Here is a 13,355-nt window from a genome sequence, read left to right on the forward strand (position 1 = left end):
GGAGTCACCTCAGACCGTGATCTTGTCGATGTCGGCGACGTACTCGCGGGGATTGCCGAACCGCACCGCGTTGGCGCCCGCCTTGAGCCGCACCGGCACGGTGATCCGCTGGGTGCGGTCCCACTCGTTGTCGTTGCTGCCCGGCATCGGGATCTGGATCTCCTGCTCCCCCGCGGAGAGCACGGCGACCCGGCCGGAGTCGGCGGCCACGTAGTCGATGGTCATCAGGTAGGTGCCGTCGGCCGGGACGGTGACCGCGGGGAAGGTGAGGGTTCCGGTGCCGCCGAGGTTGCCCGCCTTGCCGCCCTGGGAACATCCGGAGCAGCCCGACCTCCCGGCACCGCCCGTCAGCACGTTGGCCTGGTCCTCACCCTCGTAGCCGCGCGGACCGCCGGAGACAGTGGCCGGGAACTCGCTGCTGGGCAAGGATTTCCGGCCGTCCTTGCCAACGGCGAGCACGGTGATCCGGTGGGCGCTGCCCGGTTCCAGGCCGGTGAGGGTGACCGCGGGGCCGGGCACGGTGAGCACCCGGTTGCCGTCCAGCAGCACGTCGTAGCCGCTGATCCCCTTGCGGTAGGCGGAAGGTTGCCAGGCCAGGGCGAGGCTGCCCGCACCGGTTCCGGTGCCGCGGATGATCGTGGGGATCGTCGGCCGATCACCACGGTCTGGCGGCGTGACCCGCAGCAGCCGGGAACCGTGTGCGGGCAGTTGGGCCGAGAACCCGTTGACGCGGCCGAGTTCCCGGTGGCTCCAGAGGTCACGCACCCTGGCCTCGCCGGTGAAACCGAGGTCCCGCCAGTCCGCGCGCACGGTGGCCGGGGCCGCGCCGAGGTTGAACAGCGCGACTGTGTAGCTGCCGTCGTCGTCGCGCGCGTACCAGACCTGCTGATCACCGGCCTGACTCACCGGGCGGGCGGGTTTCCCGGCCTGGTTGACACCGATCACCTCGTCGTTGGTGATCAACGAGAGGCCATAGCTGTCCAATTTGGTCAGATCATCGCCGAGGTAGAGCGGACTGGCCTGAATGGCCCAGAACGTCATATGGCTCTGGCGTTCCGCCTCGGTGAGTCCGTCCATCTCGCCGTTGCCGACGTTGACCGAGTCCAGGTTGTTCCAGTGCCCCGGCCCGGCGTCGTCGATCCACTGCACCACATCGGTCCAGCGCTGCCGCACCGACTGGTCCCACTTGACCAGGGTCTCGCAGTAGCACTCGACGTCGGTGTCGATCCGCCAGCCGGTGGTGTGCTGCTTCCACTCGGCGGCCTTGGTGTGGGTCAGCGCCCAGGAGATGAGGAACTCCATCGGCCGCCCGGTCCGCTTGATCGCCCGCGACCAGGCGGCCACATCGGCGGTGTTGTCGTAGTTGGGGCCGCCCTTGAACGAACCGGGGCCGACGCCGTCCAGCTTCAGCAGGTCCACGCCCCAGCCTGCCAGGTGCGCGGCGAGGGAGTCCAGGTACTTCTCGGCGCAGGGCTTGCCGAAGTCCATCCGGTAGGCGCTGTCCCAGCCGTTGGTGCGGCGCAGATCCGGGTAGACGATGTCCCTGGTGTGGCAGCCCGGCGCGCCGAAGATCGGCGTGGCGCCGTCGCGGTAGGCCGCCGGGTCGAGGCCGACCGCGAGGTAGGAACCCATCTTGAGGCCCTTGCGGTGCAGGTGGTCGCCGAGGAACTTGATGCCACGCGGAAAGGTCTTCGGATTGGCCAAGGGCCGCCCGTACTCGTCGAATCCACCGGCCCACCCGGCGTCCACGTTCACGTACTCATAGCCGTGCTTGCGCAGCTTCGCGGCCATGACATCGGCCTGGGCCAGCACGTTCTGCTCGGTCAGCCAGCTCGCCGGACCGGTCGGGTTGACCCCGGGGTACTTGGTGGCCTGCAGACTCCAGCTGCTCCAACCCAGGTACGGCTTCTGCGCGACCTTGCCCGCCGAGATGTCCACTGTGGACTCTGCCGGCGCCGCGGTCGCGGTGACCGGTTGCAGTAGTGCCAGGGTCAGCGCGCCCGTGCTGAGCACCGCCGCGGCCCGTAACCGACCGACTCCCATGTCCTCGCCCTTTCGCCGCGCTGGGTCAGGCGATCCGCAGATCGTCCATGGCATCCCGGTCCCAGGCGATGCCCAGGCCGGGGGTCTCCGGCGCGACCGCGTGACCGTCCACAATGGTCAGCTCCGCCGTGGTGATCGCCCGCAACTGCGGGATGTGCTCGACGTAGCGGCCGTTGGGCACCGCCGCGGCCAGGCTCACGTGCAGTTCCATCAGGAAGTGCGGGCACACGGCCACGTTGAACGCCTCGGCCAGGTGCGCCACCTTGAGCCACGGGGTGATACCGCCGATCCGGGCCACGTCCACCTGCACGATCCCGGCCGCGCCGCGTTGCAGGTACTCGCGGAACTGGGCGATCGAGTACAGCGATTCGCCCACCGCGATCGGGATGCTGGTCGCGGCGGCCAGCCGCTCGTGCCCGGCCAGGTCGTCGGCCGGCAGTGGTTCCTCCAGCCAGCCCAGGTCGACCTGCTCGAACAGCCGGGCCCGCCGGATCGCCTCGGCCGCGGTCATCGACTGGTTGGCGTCCACCATGAGCGCGAACTCCGGCCCGACAGCGGCCCGCACCGCGTGCAACCTGGCCAGGTCCTCGGCCGCGTTGGGTTTGCCCACCTTGACCTTCACCCCGCGCCACCCGGCCGCGGCCGCCGCGACCGCCCCGGCGACCAGCTCGTCGGCGCTCAGGTGCAGCCAGCCGCCCTCGGTGTCGTAGGCGGGCACCCGGGAGCGGAAGCCACCGGCCATGCGCCACAACGGTTCCCCGGCGCGCAGGCAGCGCAGGTCCCACAGCGCGGTGTCCACCGCGGCCAGGGCCAGGGAGGTGATCGCGCCGACCGTGGTGGAACGGGTGGAGGCGAACAGCTGCTGCCACAACGATTCGATCAGCCGGGTGTCCACGCCTTCCAGCTGTGGCAGCAGGTGGTCGCGCAGCAGGGCGAGTACCGCGGAGCCGCCGGTGCCGATGGTGTAGCTGTAGCCCAGCCCGACCGCGCCGTCCTCGGTGGTGATCTCCACGAACACGGTCTCCTGGGCCCGGAAGGCCTGAACCGCGTCGGTGCGCACCCGCTCCACCTCAAGCTCGACCAGGAACGCCGCCGCCCTGCGCACCGTCGCCACTCGCAGCTCCCGCCGTCTCCATGGATCGTATAGGATCGTGGAAAACGCATTCTTGGGAGCGGGCGGCCTCGCTGTCAACACCCCACGCGAAACCGTGCCCCGCGGGACACGGGACACGGCACGCGTTGCCAGGTAGGTGGAAACCCGCCGTGATCAGCGGTGGGAGGCGCTCGCGTAGAGCTTGCCGGTGATCGCCGGGGTGAACTGCGGTCCGGTCAGGAACCGGGTGCACCCGGGTGCGGGCTGCTGGCCCGGCCGCGGCGACTCACAGCGGTTGCCCTTGCCGTCGAGGTAGCCGCCCTGGGTGTTGACGCCGACCACGGCGCCCAGGCCGAGGTGGTCGTTGAGCAGGGCGATCCGCGGCCCGCCACTGGACCCGCCGCCCATATCGCAGCCGAGGCCCCACATGTCCGGCGACGAGGGGTGTTCGGCGTCGCCGAGGTCGCGTCGCGGCGTGCCCCAGCACTTGGCCAGTCGCATCCCGGTGAACTCCGGCCGGCCCTGGTGCCCCGGCTTGCGCGCGGCCCGCGGGTAGCCGAACTCGGTCGCGGGCAGCCCGCCCGGCAGGCCGATCGCCAGGCTCTGCGCGATCACCCCGTCCTCGGCCTTGCGACCCTTGGCATCCGGGCCGAGCACCACGAATGCCTGGTCGAAGTTGCTCTGCTGGTCATCCTCGCGCCAGGTGCGGTGCACGACGAGACTGCGGGCCACGAACGCGCCGTTGGGCATGGTGTTGTCCCGGAACCCTGGCGCCCACAACACCTTCTCGTGCCACTGCGGGTCCCGCCCGAGCAGGTCCGCGGTGTGCACGCAGTGCCCGCCGGTCACCAGGGTGCTGCGGTTGGCCGAGCGGACCAGGGTGGCGGTGCAGCTGGAGTCCTCGCCCCGCCCTACGAAGAAGAGCCGACCAACCGTTCGGTCGAGGGCGGTGCCCGGCGGCACGCTCGCCCCGTCCGGCCCGTTCTCCGGCGGCCCGCCCGGCCCGGGATCGCCGACCTCCAGGCGGGCGATCCGCTCCGGCGTCCAGTAGTCGCGCACGGCCTGCTGTTCGGCCGCGGACTGGGCGAGGTCGTGCACCAGCACGTCCTCCGGCGCGGCGGTGGCGACCGGGCTGATCAGGCTCGCGCCCAAGGCAAGCAGGGCGATGGCCACGGTCCGCGACCGCCCCCGGAACTCGAAGTTCGTCATGTCGGGGGATGCTCACCGACCGGTGTTTGGAACCTGTTTGGAAACGGTGATGATCTCGTCTGTCACACCATCCGGGCAGCCGGTTCCGCCAGCGCCGCGAACGTCATAAAGTGCACGCCATGTCACAGCCTGTTTCCGACCCCCAGCCCAACCCCTCCGCCCCGGCCCCGAAGCCGATGGAGGACACCCTGACCATGAGCCTGGAAGAACTCCGAGCCCTGATCGACTGACCCGGCCATCGCACGCCACCGGATCCCACCTGCGCCGCCAGGTGGGATCATCCGTGTCTACGCCCGCTGGACAGCCTGCGGCGCAACGGAACCGCTAGTCGAGGACGACCTCGATGTCCGCGGTGGCCACGGTCCGCGGACCTTCCAGCACCAGCAGCCGGGCGCCGGCACGCAGGTGCGGCCGCATGAGATCCGGCGCGAGGAAGCCGACCAGGCACCGCCGCCGACCATCCGGTAGGCACTCGGTCTCCTGGAGCAGCACGGTGTGCGCCTCGGTCGGCGGCCGGGGCTGGTCCAGCGGGTCGCGTTCAGACTGGAAGGACGCGGTGGACCGGTAGACCGTCGCGGTCGGCGGCCCGCTCTGGCGACCACCCTCCGCCGCGGTCAGCCAGCGGACCAGCGCCTGGGCCAGCGGCCGCTCGATTCGCTGCATCCCCGGATCATGCTGGAGGCAGCCCGCCCGCGCAGTGGATTTCCGCACCCCGCCCGACCGGTCGGTAGGGACGCGATCCGCCGCCGCTCACTGCCGCGGCAACTCCGTCAGCAGCGCCCGCTTGTCCGGCTTGCCACTGGGTGCCACCGGCACCGACTCGCGCACCGCGATGGTCGCGGGCACCGCCGCCGCCCCCAGTTCCGCCGCCACCCGCGCCCGCAGCTCGGCCAGGTCCGGCACCCGCCCCCGCACCGGCACCACGAACGCGTGCGCCGCCTCCCCGGTCCGTTCGTCCGGCGCCCCCACCACATATGCCTGATCCACGTCCGGATGGCTGGCCAGTGCCTGCTCGATCGCGCCCGCGTAATGGATGATCGCGTTGACGATCACCACGTCCCTGGCCCGGCCGGTCAGGTACAGGTACCCGTTCTCGTCCAGGCGGCCCAGGTCACGGGTGCGGAGCCAGCCGTCCTGGAGGATCTCCCCGGTCTGCCCGGGGTCGTCCCAGTAGCCGACCGTCTGGTAGGCGGCCCTGACCCAGATCTCGCCGGAGGTGCCGGCCGGGACGGGGTTGTGCTGGGGGTCGCGGATCTCCAGGGTGACGGCCGGGTAGGGCTTGCCTACCGATCGGATGGTTTCCGGGTGGGCGGCGACGTCGGTGGGGGTCAGCAGGGCGAGCAGGCCGACCTCGGTCTGACCGTAGGCCTGGTGGATCGCGGGCCCGATGCGTTGGTATGCCTCGGTCAGCCGGTGCGGGGCCAGCGGTGAGCCGGAGACGATCAGGGCACGCAAGGTGCCGAGGTCGACCTCCTTGGTGCGCAGGGTGTCCAGCACGTGGTGCAGCCGCGGCACGGTGAGCATGCTGGCGGTGATCCGCAGGTCCTCGATCACCGAGGGGAAGTCGGGCAGCCCCTGTGGGATCACCGCGGTGCCGCCGGAGCACAGGCACAGCCCGAGGAACTCCTGCATGACCGCGCTGCTCAGCGTGCCGAAGAGCAGGAACCGGCGGAACGCCTCGGCCAGCCGGATCGCCGGAGCCGTCCAGGTCTCGGGATTCCACGACCACTGGGTGGTCAGCGCGCCGTAGGTGAGCGCGGCGCGCTTGGGGGTGCCGGTGCTGCCGCTGGTGAGGATGAGCAGCGCGACGTCCGCCGGATCGCCGGTGGCCACCGGTTCCTCATAGCCACCGAGCAGGTCCGGTCCCAGGCACAGGAACTGGACCTCGCCCGCGGCGGTCCGTAGGTCCGGGGTGTCGGTGGTGTGGTCGATGACCAGTGCGTCCAGCCCGGCCAGCGCGGCAGGAAGCTGGGTGGCACTCAGGCCGGGCCGCAGGCCCAGCACCCGGCAGCCGAGGGTCAGCGCGGCCAGGTGCAGCGCGAACGCGTCCGGGGTGACCGCGGTGGACACCCCGAGTCCGCTGCCCCGCCCCAGCCCGGCGGCGCGCAGGCCACCGCGGAACCGGCCGACCAGGTCGAGCAGTTCGGCGCGGGTGAGCACCCGGGAGCCGTGCTCGAACGCGGGCGCGTCGGGGGCGCCGGCCAGGGCGTCCAGCAGGGACTGGGGGTAGACACCGCTGCGCATGAGCCGACTCCTACCACCGCCGGTCGCACCCGCCGATAGCCGACAGAATGTCGACAGCAAATTAGGGCCGATCGGCCCACTCCGTAACTTGATCCGATTTGTTTCGCCACCTACTTTTGACTGTGAACCAGATCACCTGGTGCCGATACACTGCCGTTGTTGACTATTAAAGGATCGGCACGTCGTCTCGTTCACGGATGTGGAGAAATCAGATGACGGAAGAGCGCTCGGTGGAATATCTGGTGGTGGGCGGCGGGCCGGCCGGACTCCAGATGGGATATTTCCTGGAGCAGGCGGGACGCGACTACCTGATCGTCGAGGGCGGCGCGGCGCCCGGCGCGTTCTTCGCCCGCTTCCCCCGCCACCGGAAGCTGATCTCCATCAACAAGGTGCACACCGGCTGGGACGACCCGGAGCTGCGACTGCGCACCGACTGGAACTCGCTGCTCTCCACCGAGTTCTCCCCGCTGTTCACCGGCTACACCCCGCGCTACTTCCCCGACGCCGAGGACATGGTCCGCTACCTCGCCGACTTCGCCACCGAGCACAAGCTCCGGATCAGGCATAACACCCGGATCGCCCGGATCAGCCGGCCGGACGGCTTCGTGGCGACCGACAGTGACGGCAATACCTACCGGGCCGAGCGGATCATCATGGCCACCGGGGTGTCCCGGCCGCACATCCCGGCCGACATCGAGGGCGTCGAACTGGCCGAGCCCTACGGCGAGGTGTCCACCGATCCGGCGGACTTCGTGGGTCAGAAGGTGCTGATCATCGGTCGCGGGAACTCCGCGTTCGAGACCGCGGACAGCCTGATCGAGACCGCCGCGGTGATCCACCTGGCCGGGCCGCGACCACTGCGGTTCGCCTGGCAGACCCACTTCGTCGGGCACCTGCGGGCGGTGAACAACAACTTCCTGGACACCTACCAGCTCAAATCCCAGAACGCGCTGCTGGACGGCCGCATTGTCAGCATTCGGCGCGATGGGGAGAAGTTCCTGGTGCGGGTGGGCTTTGTCAGGGTGAACGAGGTGGTCAAGGAAATCTCCTATGATCGGGTGATCCTGGCGACCGGCTTCCGGTTCGACGCCTCGATTTTTGATCAGGAATGCCGACCGGAACTGACCATTTCCGATCGTTTCCCGGCGCAGACCGACGCCTGGGAGTCGGTGAACGTGCCCGGCCTGCACTTCGCCGGCACGATCACCCAGGTCCGCGACTTCAAGAAGTCCACCAGCGGGTTCATCCACGGCTTCCGCTACGGCGTGCGCGCCCTGCACCGCATCCTGGAACAGCGCCACCACGAACAGGCCTGGCCCAGTCACGACCTCTCCCCCACCGCCGAGGCGGCCACCGACGCGATCATCGAGCGGATCAACCGCACCTCGGCGCTGTGGCAGCTCTTCGGTTTCCTCGGTGACGCGCTGCTCATCCGACCGGACGGTAGGTTGCGCTTCACCGAGGAGGTGCCGGTGGCGCACCTGCACACCGCGGTCGCCGGCGGCGAGTTCGGCCCGGTCGACTCCTATCTGAGCGTGACCCTGGAGTACGGGCTGGACCACGATCAGGTGGACCCGTTCGACATCAAGATCGACCGGATGTCGCAGCAGGACACCAGCGGCCTGGACGCCCGCTACCTGCACCCGGTGGTGCGACATTTCCGGGCCGGGGAACTGCTCGCCGAGCACCACATCACGGAGAACCTGGAGAACGAGTGGGACAGCGAGGCCGTCCACCGGGCCCCGCTGCGGGAGTTCCTGCGCCGTCAGCTCGCCCCGGCCCAGGTCGGCATGCCGTGATCGACTCGCTGGCCGGGCTGCACGAGCGGGCACGCCAGCGCCTGGACCCGGTGCACTACGACTTCTTCGCCGGCGGGGCGGGCGCGGAGGTCGCGCTCGCGGAGAACGAGCGCGCCTTCGGCCGCCTCGCCCTGCGGCCCAGGGTGTTGCGCGGCAACGACATCCGCGACCTGCGGACCACACTGCCCGGGGCGCGGGCGGCGGTGCCGATCTTCGTCTCACCGACCGCCTTCCACCGCCTCGCCCACCCCGACGGCGAACTGGCCACCGCGCGGGCCACCGCCGCGGCCGGGGCGGTGCTGATCTCCAGCATGGCCGCCACGGTGGCCATCGGCGAGGTGGCGGCCGCGGCCAGGGCGGTGGATCCGGCCGCCGCGGTGTGGTTCCAGCTGTACCTGCAACGGGATCCGGCGGTCACCGAGCACCTGGTGCGGCACGCGGAGGCGGCGGGCTGCTCGGCGCTGGTGATCACCGTGGACTCACCGGTGTTCGGGCACCGGGAACGCGATCAGCACAACGGTTTCCACGATCTGCCGGCCGGGTTGACCACGGCGAACATGCAGGACCTGCCGGGCGGGCCGAGGGAGATCGACATGTCCGCGGCCTTCACCTGGGCACACCTGGCCAGACTGCGCGCACTGACCCGGTTGCCGTTGCTGCTCAAGGGAATCCTGCACCCGGCGGATGCCAGGCTGGCCGTGGAGGCTGGGCTGGACGGGATCATCGTGTCCAACCACGGCGGCCGCCAGCTCGACGCCGCCCCGGCCGGCATCGAGGCACTGCCGCCCATCGTGTCCACTGTGGACGGCGAGATCCCGGTGCTGCTGGACGGCGGGGTGCGCCGCGGCAGTGACGCGGTGATCGCGCTGGCCCTGGGCGCGACCGCGATCGGCCTGGGCCGCCCGGTGCTGTGGGGACTGGCCGCGGCCGGGGAATCCGGTGTGCGCCAGGTACTCGAGCTGATCCGGGCCGAACTGGACCACGTGCTCACCCTGTGCGGGGCGAGCCGCCCGGCGGAGCTGACCCCGGATCTGGTGGTGCCGAGGGGGTGCCGGTGCTGAAACCGTTGCGCTGGCTGGCCGCGGCGGCCGTGCTGACCGTGCCGTACTGGCTGCCCAAGCGGGTGACCGCGTTGCGCGGCAAGGTGTTCACCCTGGTCAACGGCGATTCCGCGGTGACCTTCCCGAACGCCGAGGTCGGCCCGGAACGGTTCCAGGAGATCTACGCGCACCCGGCCGCGACCGGCCGCAGCAAGGGCGCCGGGCTGTCCGACCTGTTCTGGTACTGGCTCGCGCCCGGCCCGGAGATCCACCAGGAGCACCTGGAACCGGGCCCGCGCTATGACGAGGTCGCCGCCGCCACCGCGCGGATCCTGGCCGGTACCAGCGAGGAGCTGGCCGCGCTGGCCGCCCGCTGTGCGGGCAAGGTGCTCGACGAGCTGGCGCCCGGCGAGGTCACCCTGGTCCGGTTGCGGGATCTGATGATGCCGGTGTGGGCGGAGTTCTTCCACGAACTGGTCTTCGGCGAACCCTGCCCGCGCGCGGCCCGTGACCTGATCATCGGGCACGCCGACGACGTGGTGACCGCGTTGAAGTGCACCGGACTGCGCCACCCGGAACGCCGCGCCCGGCTCACCCGCTATCTGCACCGCCGGGTCCAGGACGGCGACATTCCACACGAACTCCCCAGTGGACTGTCCACACTGGACACGGCGCACTACCTGCAGGGCACCTTCTTCAACACCGCGGTCGTGCAGACCTCAGAGGCGATGGCGCACCTCCTCCTTGCCCTGGCGCAGAATCCGCCGGTGCGCCGACGCTTGACCGAGCAGCCAGCGGACGCCCGCTACTTCAACCAGGTGCTGGACGAGACCTTCCGGATGTACCCGCTGTTCGGCATCGCGCACCGGATCGCCACCGCCGACATCGAACTCGACGGCGGCCCGACCTTCCCGCGCGGCAGCGTGCTGTGCTTCAGCTATCCCGACTACCAGGCCACCGGCTGCCCGCGTCCGGAGGTCTTCGACCCGGAGCGCTGGACCGACCGCACCACCCGCCCGCAGCACCACATCCCGTTCGGCATCGCGGCGAACCGGCCCTGCCCCGCCTGGCGACTGTCCCCGTTGGTCATGCGCGCGGTGAGCCGGGAAGTGTTGCGGCGCTTCAGGTTGGACTCCCCGGTCAGCCACACCCGGCCACTGCCCAACCGCGCCCCCTGCCTGTTGATCCGGCACGGCGCCCGCGTCCCGCAGCTGCCCGCGGTCCGGGTCTTCCTGCGAGTGCGGGACCGGTGCGAGGATCTCGCCCGCAGCCTGGTCCAGCTCGTGCTGGGCACCGTGATGGTCCTGGACGCCCGGCGGCAACGCCTGGCCGGCCGCTACTTCGACACCCACACCGAGCAGGGTTGCCCGGCACACCACTAGGTTTCTCTCAGCGAAGGACGGAAACCCATGTCCAACACCGAGTTAGCCCCGGCGTTCTTCCTCGCGGTGGTGGTCATCCTGGTGACCTGCCGACTGGCCGGTTGGGCGCTGCGCGCGCTCGGCCAGCCGCCGGTGGTCGGCGAGATGGTCGCCGGTGTCGTGCTGGGTCCCTCGGTGCTGGGCCTGATCGCGCCTGCCGCCGAGGCGGCGATCTTCCCGCAGCAGCTGCGGCCGGTGCTCTACGTGGTGGGGCAGATCGGCCTGGTGGTGTTCATGTTCCAGGCGGGCTATGAGTTCCGGGTGGACCGGCTGCGCGCGGTGGCCCGCTCGGCCACCGCGATCTCACTGGCCGGGGTGCTCGCGCCGCTGCTGCTGGGCATCGGGCTCACCGTGGTGGCCGACGGGCTGGTGGATGTGTTCCCGGACAACGTGTCGCTGACGGTGTCCGCGTTGTTCGTCGGCGTGGCACTGTCCATCACGGCCTTTCCCATGCTGGCCCGCATCATCACCGAACGCGGCCTGACCGGCTCCCGGTTCGGTTCCATCGCACTGGCCTCCGGCGCGCTGGACGACGCGGTGGCCTGGGTGCTGCTGGCCGGGGTGCTCAGCATCGCCGGGGGAAGCGTCGGACCGTTCGCGGTGGCCATCGGCGGCACCCTCGGCCTGGTGCTGATCCTGACCGTACTGGCCCGTGGCAGCAACAGGGTGGCCGCGCTGGCCGGCCGGGTCACTGCGGAGAACCTGGTGCTGGTACTGGTGATCGCGCTGTTCCTGGCCGCCTGGTACACCGATGTGATCGGTCTGTACGCGGTCTTCGGCGCGTTCAGCCTCGGCGTGGTCTTCCCCAAGTCCGAGGCGGTGGACCAGGCCGTGCACACCCTGCGGCCGGTCGGCGCGGTGCTGCTGCCGCTGTTCTTCACCTACTCCGGGCTCAACACCGACTTCGGCCTGCTCTTCCACACCGACCTGCTGCTGTTCACCCTGGCCTGCGTGCTGGCCGCGGTGGCCGGCAAGTTCGGCGCCTGCTGGCTGGCCGCCCGGCTCACCGGTGAGGAACCGGCGGTGGCGGTGCGGGTCGGCACGCTGATGAACGCGCGCGGGCTGATGCAGCTCATCGCGATCAACGTGGGGCTGGCCGCCGGGATCGTGACCAAGGAGCTGTTCAGCGCGCTGGTGGTGGTCGCGCTGGTGACCACCATGATGGCCACGCCGATGCTCGGTTTCTGGGACCGGCGGGACCGCAGGCGGGCCGAGGCCGGGCAGCGCGACTTTGCGCCGCGGCACTGACGGCTAGCCGCCACGCCGACCGGCCGCGTCCAGCCGCGCTGATATCACCGATGGCGAACTCGCCCTTGCCCAGTAAGGAGTTCGTCATGGTCACGAGATCGGCAACCCTGCTCGGCGCGCTGCTCGCGGTGGCGCTGCTGGTACCCGGCCCCGCCGCCAGCGGCACGCCGTCGGACACCCTCGGCCACTGGACGCCAGCGCGGATGGCCGCCGCCACCTCGCCGGACACCGGCGAACCGGCTCGCGACCCGGCCCTCGGCGTCCTGGCCGAGCTGACCAAGGCCGCCCGGCCCTACACCGCGCCCGGGATCCGGGTGCACGGCAAGGTGTTCTGGACCAAGAGCGGCCGGGACAGCTGGTGTTCGGCCAGCGTGGTCACCGCGCCGAACAAGAGCGTGGTGTGGTCGGCCGCGCACTGTCTTTCCGGCACCACCAACGTGATGTTCGTGCCCGCCTACAACTCCGCGGGCAGCGGGGACGCGCCGTACGGGCGCTGGCCCGCGCGCAAGGTGGCCATCAGCGGCAACGACCACGCGCTGGCGGTGGTAGGCCAGGTCGGCGGGAAGAACCTGGAGGATGTGGTGGGCGCCAACGGGATCCGGTTCACCGGGCCGATCGGCGGGCGCACCACGGTGTGGGGTTACCCGGCGGCGCGGATCTGGACCGGGCGGGATCTGACCTACTGCAACCAGCCGACCCAGCTCAGCGGGTCGAGTGTGCGCACCGCCTGTGACACCGAGGGAGGCAGCAGCGGCGGCGGGTACGTCACCGGGGCGAGCACACCGACCGGGCTGGGCTACCTGTGGGCCAACCACTCGGCCGGGGCCGGCGCGACCGCGATCGGCGTGGTCTTCGGCGCGACCGCGGAACGGTTGTACCGGGCCAACATGAACTAGTCCACGACAGCGCGGCGCCCCTCCAAGCCGGATCGGAGGGGCGCCGCGTGCTGGGCTCGGGTCGTCAGCAGGTCACGCCGAGCAGGGCCGCCAGGGCCTTGACCACGGACTTGGAGGTGCTGGCCACGGTCGCGTCCAGGTACTCCGCGATCGGGGTCAGCTCCGCGGCCGAGGCGGAGCCGCTCGCGACGAGGGCGAGGACCGGGATGGTGAGCGCGACGGCTGCGGTGCGGCGGGCCCAGGTGCGCATGTCTTCTCCTTCAGATCGACCAGGTGGAGCAGCGGGGGCTGCTCTGTGCGGAATACTGGCCACTACCGAACGGTCGGTAGGCGCGCTTTACCAGGGGTTTGCGCCACGGAAA

Annotated in this window: 11 protein-coding genes; 5 read left to right on the top strand and 6 right to left on the bottom strand. The window is 70.7% G+C overall.

Annotation, left to right across the window (positions count from 1 at the left end; all coding sequences use genetic code 11):
• Window positions 1-9: 9 nt before the first annotated feature.
• The 5 genes from HNR67_RS33630 to HNR67_RS33650 form a co-directional block, all read right to left on the bottom strand.
• Entirely contained in the window at window positions 10-2,043 is a 2,034-nt protein-coding gene (locus HNR67_RS33630) for a fibronectin type III domain-containing protein (RefSeq protein WP_185006471.1), read from the bottom strand.
• Window positions 2,044-2,068: 25 nt separating this feature from the next.
• Window positions 2,069-3,157 (bottom strand): mandelate racemase/muconate lactonizing enzyme family protein, encoded by a 1,089-nt coding sequence (locus HNR67_RS33635; RefSeq protein WP_185006473.1) that lies wholly within the window; start codon window positions 3,155-3,157, stop codon window positions 2,069-2,071.
• Window positions 3,158-3,310: 153 nt separating this feature from the next.
• The gene (locus HNR67_RS33640) at window positions 3,311-4,345 is read right to left on the bottom strand and encodes a trypsin-like serine peptidase (protein WP_185006475.1); all 1,035 of its coding nucleotides are present in this window, start codon (window positions 4,343-4,345) and stop codon (window positions 3,311-3,313) included.
• A 324-nt stretch (window positions 4,346-4,669) separates the two neighbouring features.
• Window positions 4,670-5,008, bottom strand: a complete 339-nt coding sequence (locus HNR67_RS33645; protein WP_185006477.1) for a hypothetical protein — start codon at window positions 5,006-5,008, stop codon at window positions 4,670-4,672.
• Window positions 5,009-5,095: 87 nt separating this feature from the next.
• Window positions 5,096-6,589, bottom strand: a complete 1,494-nt coding sequence (locus HNR67_RS33650) for a class I adenylate-forming enzyme family protein (protein ID WP_185006480.1) — start codon at window positions 6,587-6,589, stop codon at window positions 5,096-5,098.
• 212 nt (window positions 6,590-6,801) lie between these two features.
• On the opposite strand from HNR67_RS33650, the gene HNR67_RS33655 reads away from it, so the two are divergent.
• The 5 genes from HNR67_RS33655 (at window position 6,802) to HNR67_RS33675 (ending at window position 12,993) form a co-directional block, all read left to right on the top strand.
• The gene (locus HNR67_RS33655) at window positions 6,802-8,388 is read left to right on the top strand and encodes an NAD(P)-binding domain-containing protein (RefSeq protein ID WP_185006481.1); all 1,587 of its coding nucleotides are present in this window, start codon (window positions 6,802-6,804) and stop codon (window positions 8,386-8,388) included.
• Window positions 8,385-9,449 carry an alpha-hydroxy acid oxidase gene (locus tag HNR67_RS33660; RefSeq protein ID WP_185006483.1) on the top strand — a complete coding sequence of 355 codons (1,065 nt, stop codon included), beginning with the start codon at window positions 8,385-8,387 and terminating at the stop codon, window positions 9,447-9,449. The genes HNR67_RS33655 and HNR67_RS33660 overlap by 4 nt, the downstream gene beginning before the upstream one ends.
• Window positions 9,437-10,810 carry a cytochrome P450 gene (locus HNR67_RS33665; RefSeq protein WP_185006485.1) on the top strand — a complete coding sequence of 458 codons (1,374 nt, stop codon included), beginning with the start codon at window positions 9,437-9,439 and terminating at the stop codon, window positions 10,808-10,810. The genes HNR67_RS33660 and HNR67_RS33665 overlap by 13 nt, the downstream gene beginning before the upstream one ends.
• A gap of 27 nt (window positions 10,811-10,837) precedes the next feature.
• A complete protein-coding gene (locus HNR67_RS33670; RefSeq protein ID WP_185006487.1) occupies window positions 10,838-12,097 on the top strand; it encodes a cation:proton antiporter in 1,260 nt (419 codons plus the stop codon).
• Window positions 12,098-12,183: 86 nt separating this feature from the next.
• Window positions 12,184-12,993 (top strand): trypsin-like serine peptidase, encoded by an 810-nt coding sequence (locus HNR67_RS33675; protein WP_185006489.1) that lies wholly within the window; start codon window positions 12,184-12,186, stop codon window positions 12,991-12,993.
• A 64-nt stretch (window positions 12,994-13,057) separates the two neighbouring features.
• On the opposite strand, the gene HNR67_RS33680 is transcribed toward HNR67_RS33675, so the two are convergent.
• Window positions 13,058-13,243, bottom strand: coding sequence for a hypothetical protein (locus tag HNR67_RS33680; RefSeq protein ID WP_185011818.1), 186 nt, complete (start codon window positions 13,241-13,243; stop codon window positions 13,058-13,060).
• Window positions 13,244-13,355 lie beyond the last annotated feature (112 nt).

The organism is Crossiella cryophila (genome assembly GCF_014204915.1).
In the GTDB taxonomy this organism is placed as follows: domain Bacteria; phylum Actinomycetota; class Actinomycetes; order Mycobacteriales; family Pseudonocardiaceae; genus Crossiella; species Crossiella cryophila.

Excerpts from the sequence above, each read along its gene's own strand:
- HNR67_RS33630 (WP_185006471.1), bottom strand. The coding sequence starts at position 2,043 with ATGGGAGTCGGTCGGTTACGGGCCGCGGCGGTGCTCAGCACGGGCGCG.
- HNR67_RS33640 (WP_185006475.1), bottom strand. The coding sequence starts at position 4,345 with ATGACGAACTTCGAGTTCCGGGGGCGGTCGCGGACCGTGGCCATCGCC.
- HNR67_RS33645 (WP_185006477.1), bottom strand. The coding sequence starts at position 5,008 with ATGCAGCGAATCGAGCGGCCGCTGGCCCAGGCGCTGGTCCGCTGGCTG.
- HNR67_RS33650 (WP_185006480.1), bottom strand. The coding sequence starts at position 6,589 with ATGCGCAGCGGTGTCTACCCCCAGTCCCTGCTGGACGCCCTGGCCGGC.
- HNR67_RS33655 (WP_185006481.1), top strand. The coding sequence starts at position 6,802 with ATGACGGAAGAGCGCTCGGTGGAATATCTGGTGGTGGGCGGCGGGCCG.
- HNR67_RS33670 (WP_185006487.1), top strand. The coding sequence starts at position 10,838 with ATGTCCAACACCGAGTTAGCCCCGGCGTTCTTCCTCGCGGTGGTGGTC.
- HNR67_RS33675 (WP_185006489.1), top strand. The coding sequence starts at position 12,184 with ATGGTCACGAGATCGGCAACCCTGCTCGGCGCGCTGCTCGCGGTGGCG.
- HNR67_RS33680 (WP_185011818.1), bottom strand. The coding sequence starts at position 13,243 with ATGCGCACCTGGGCCCGCCGCACCGCAGCCGTCGCGCTCACCATCCCG.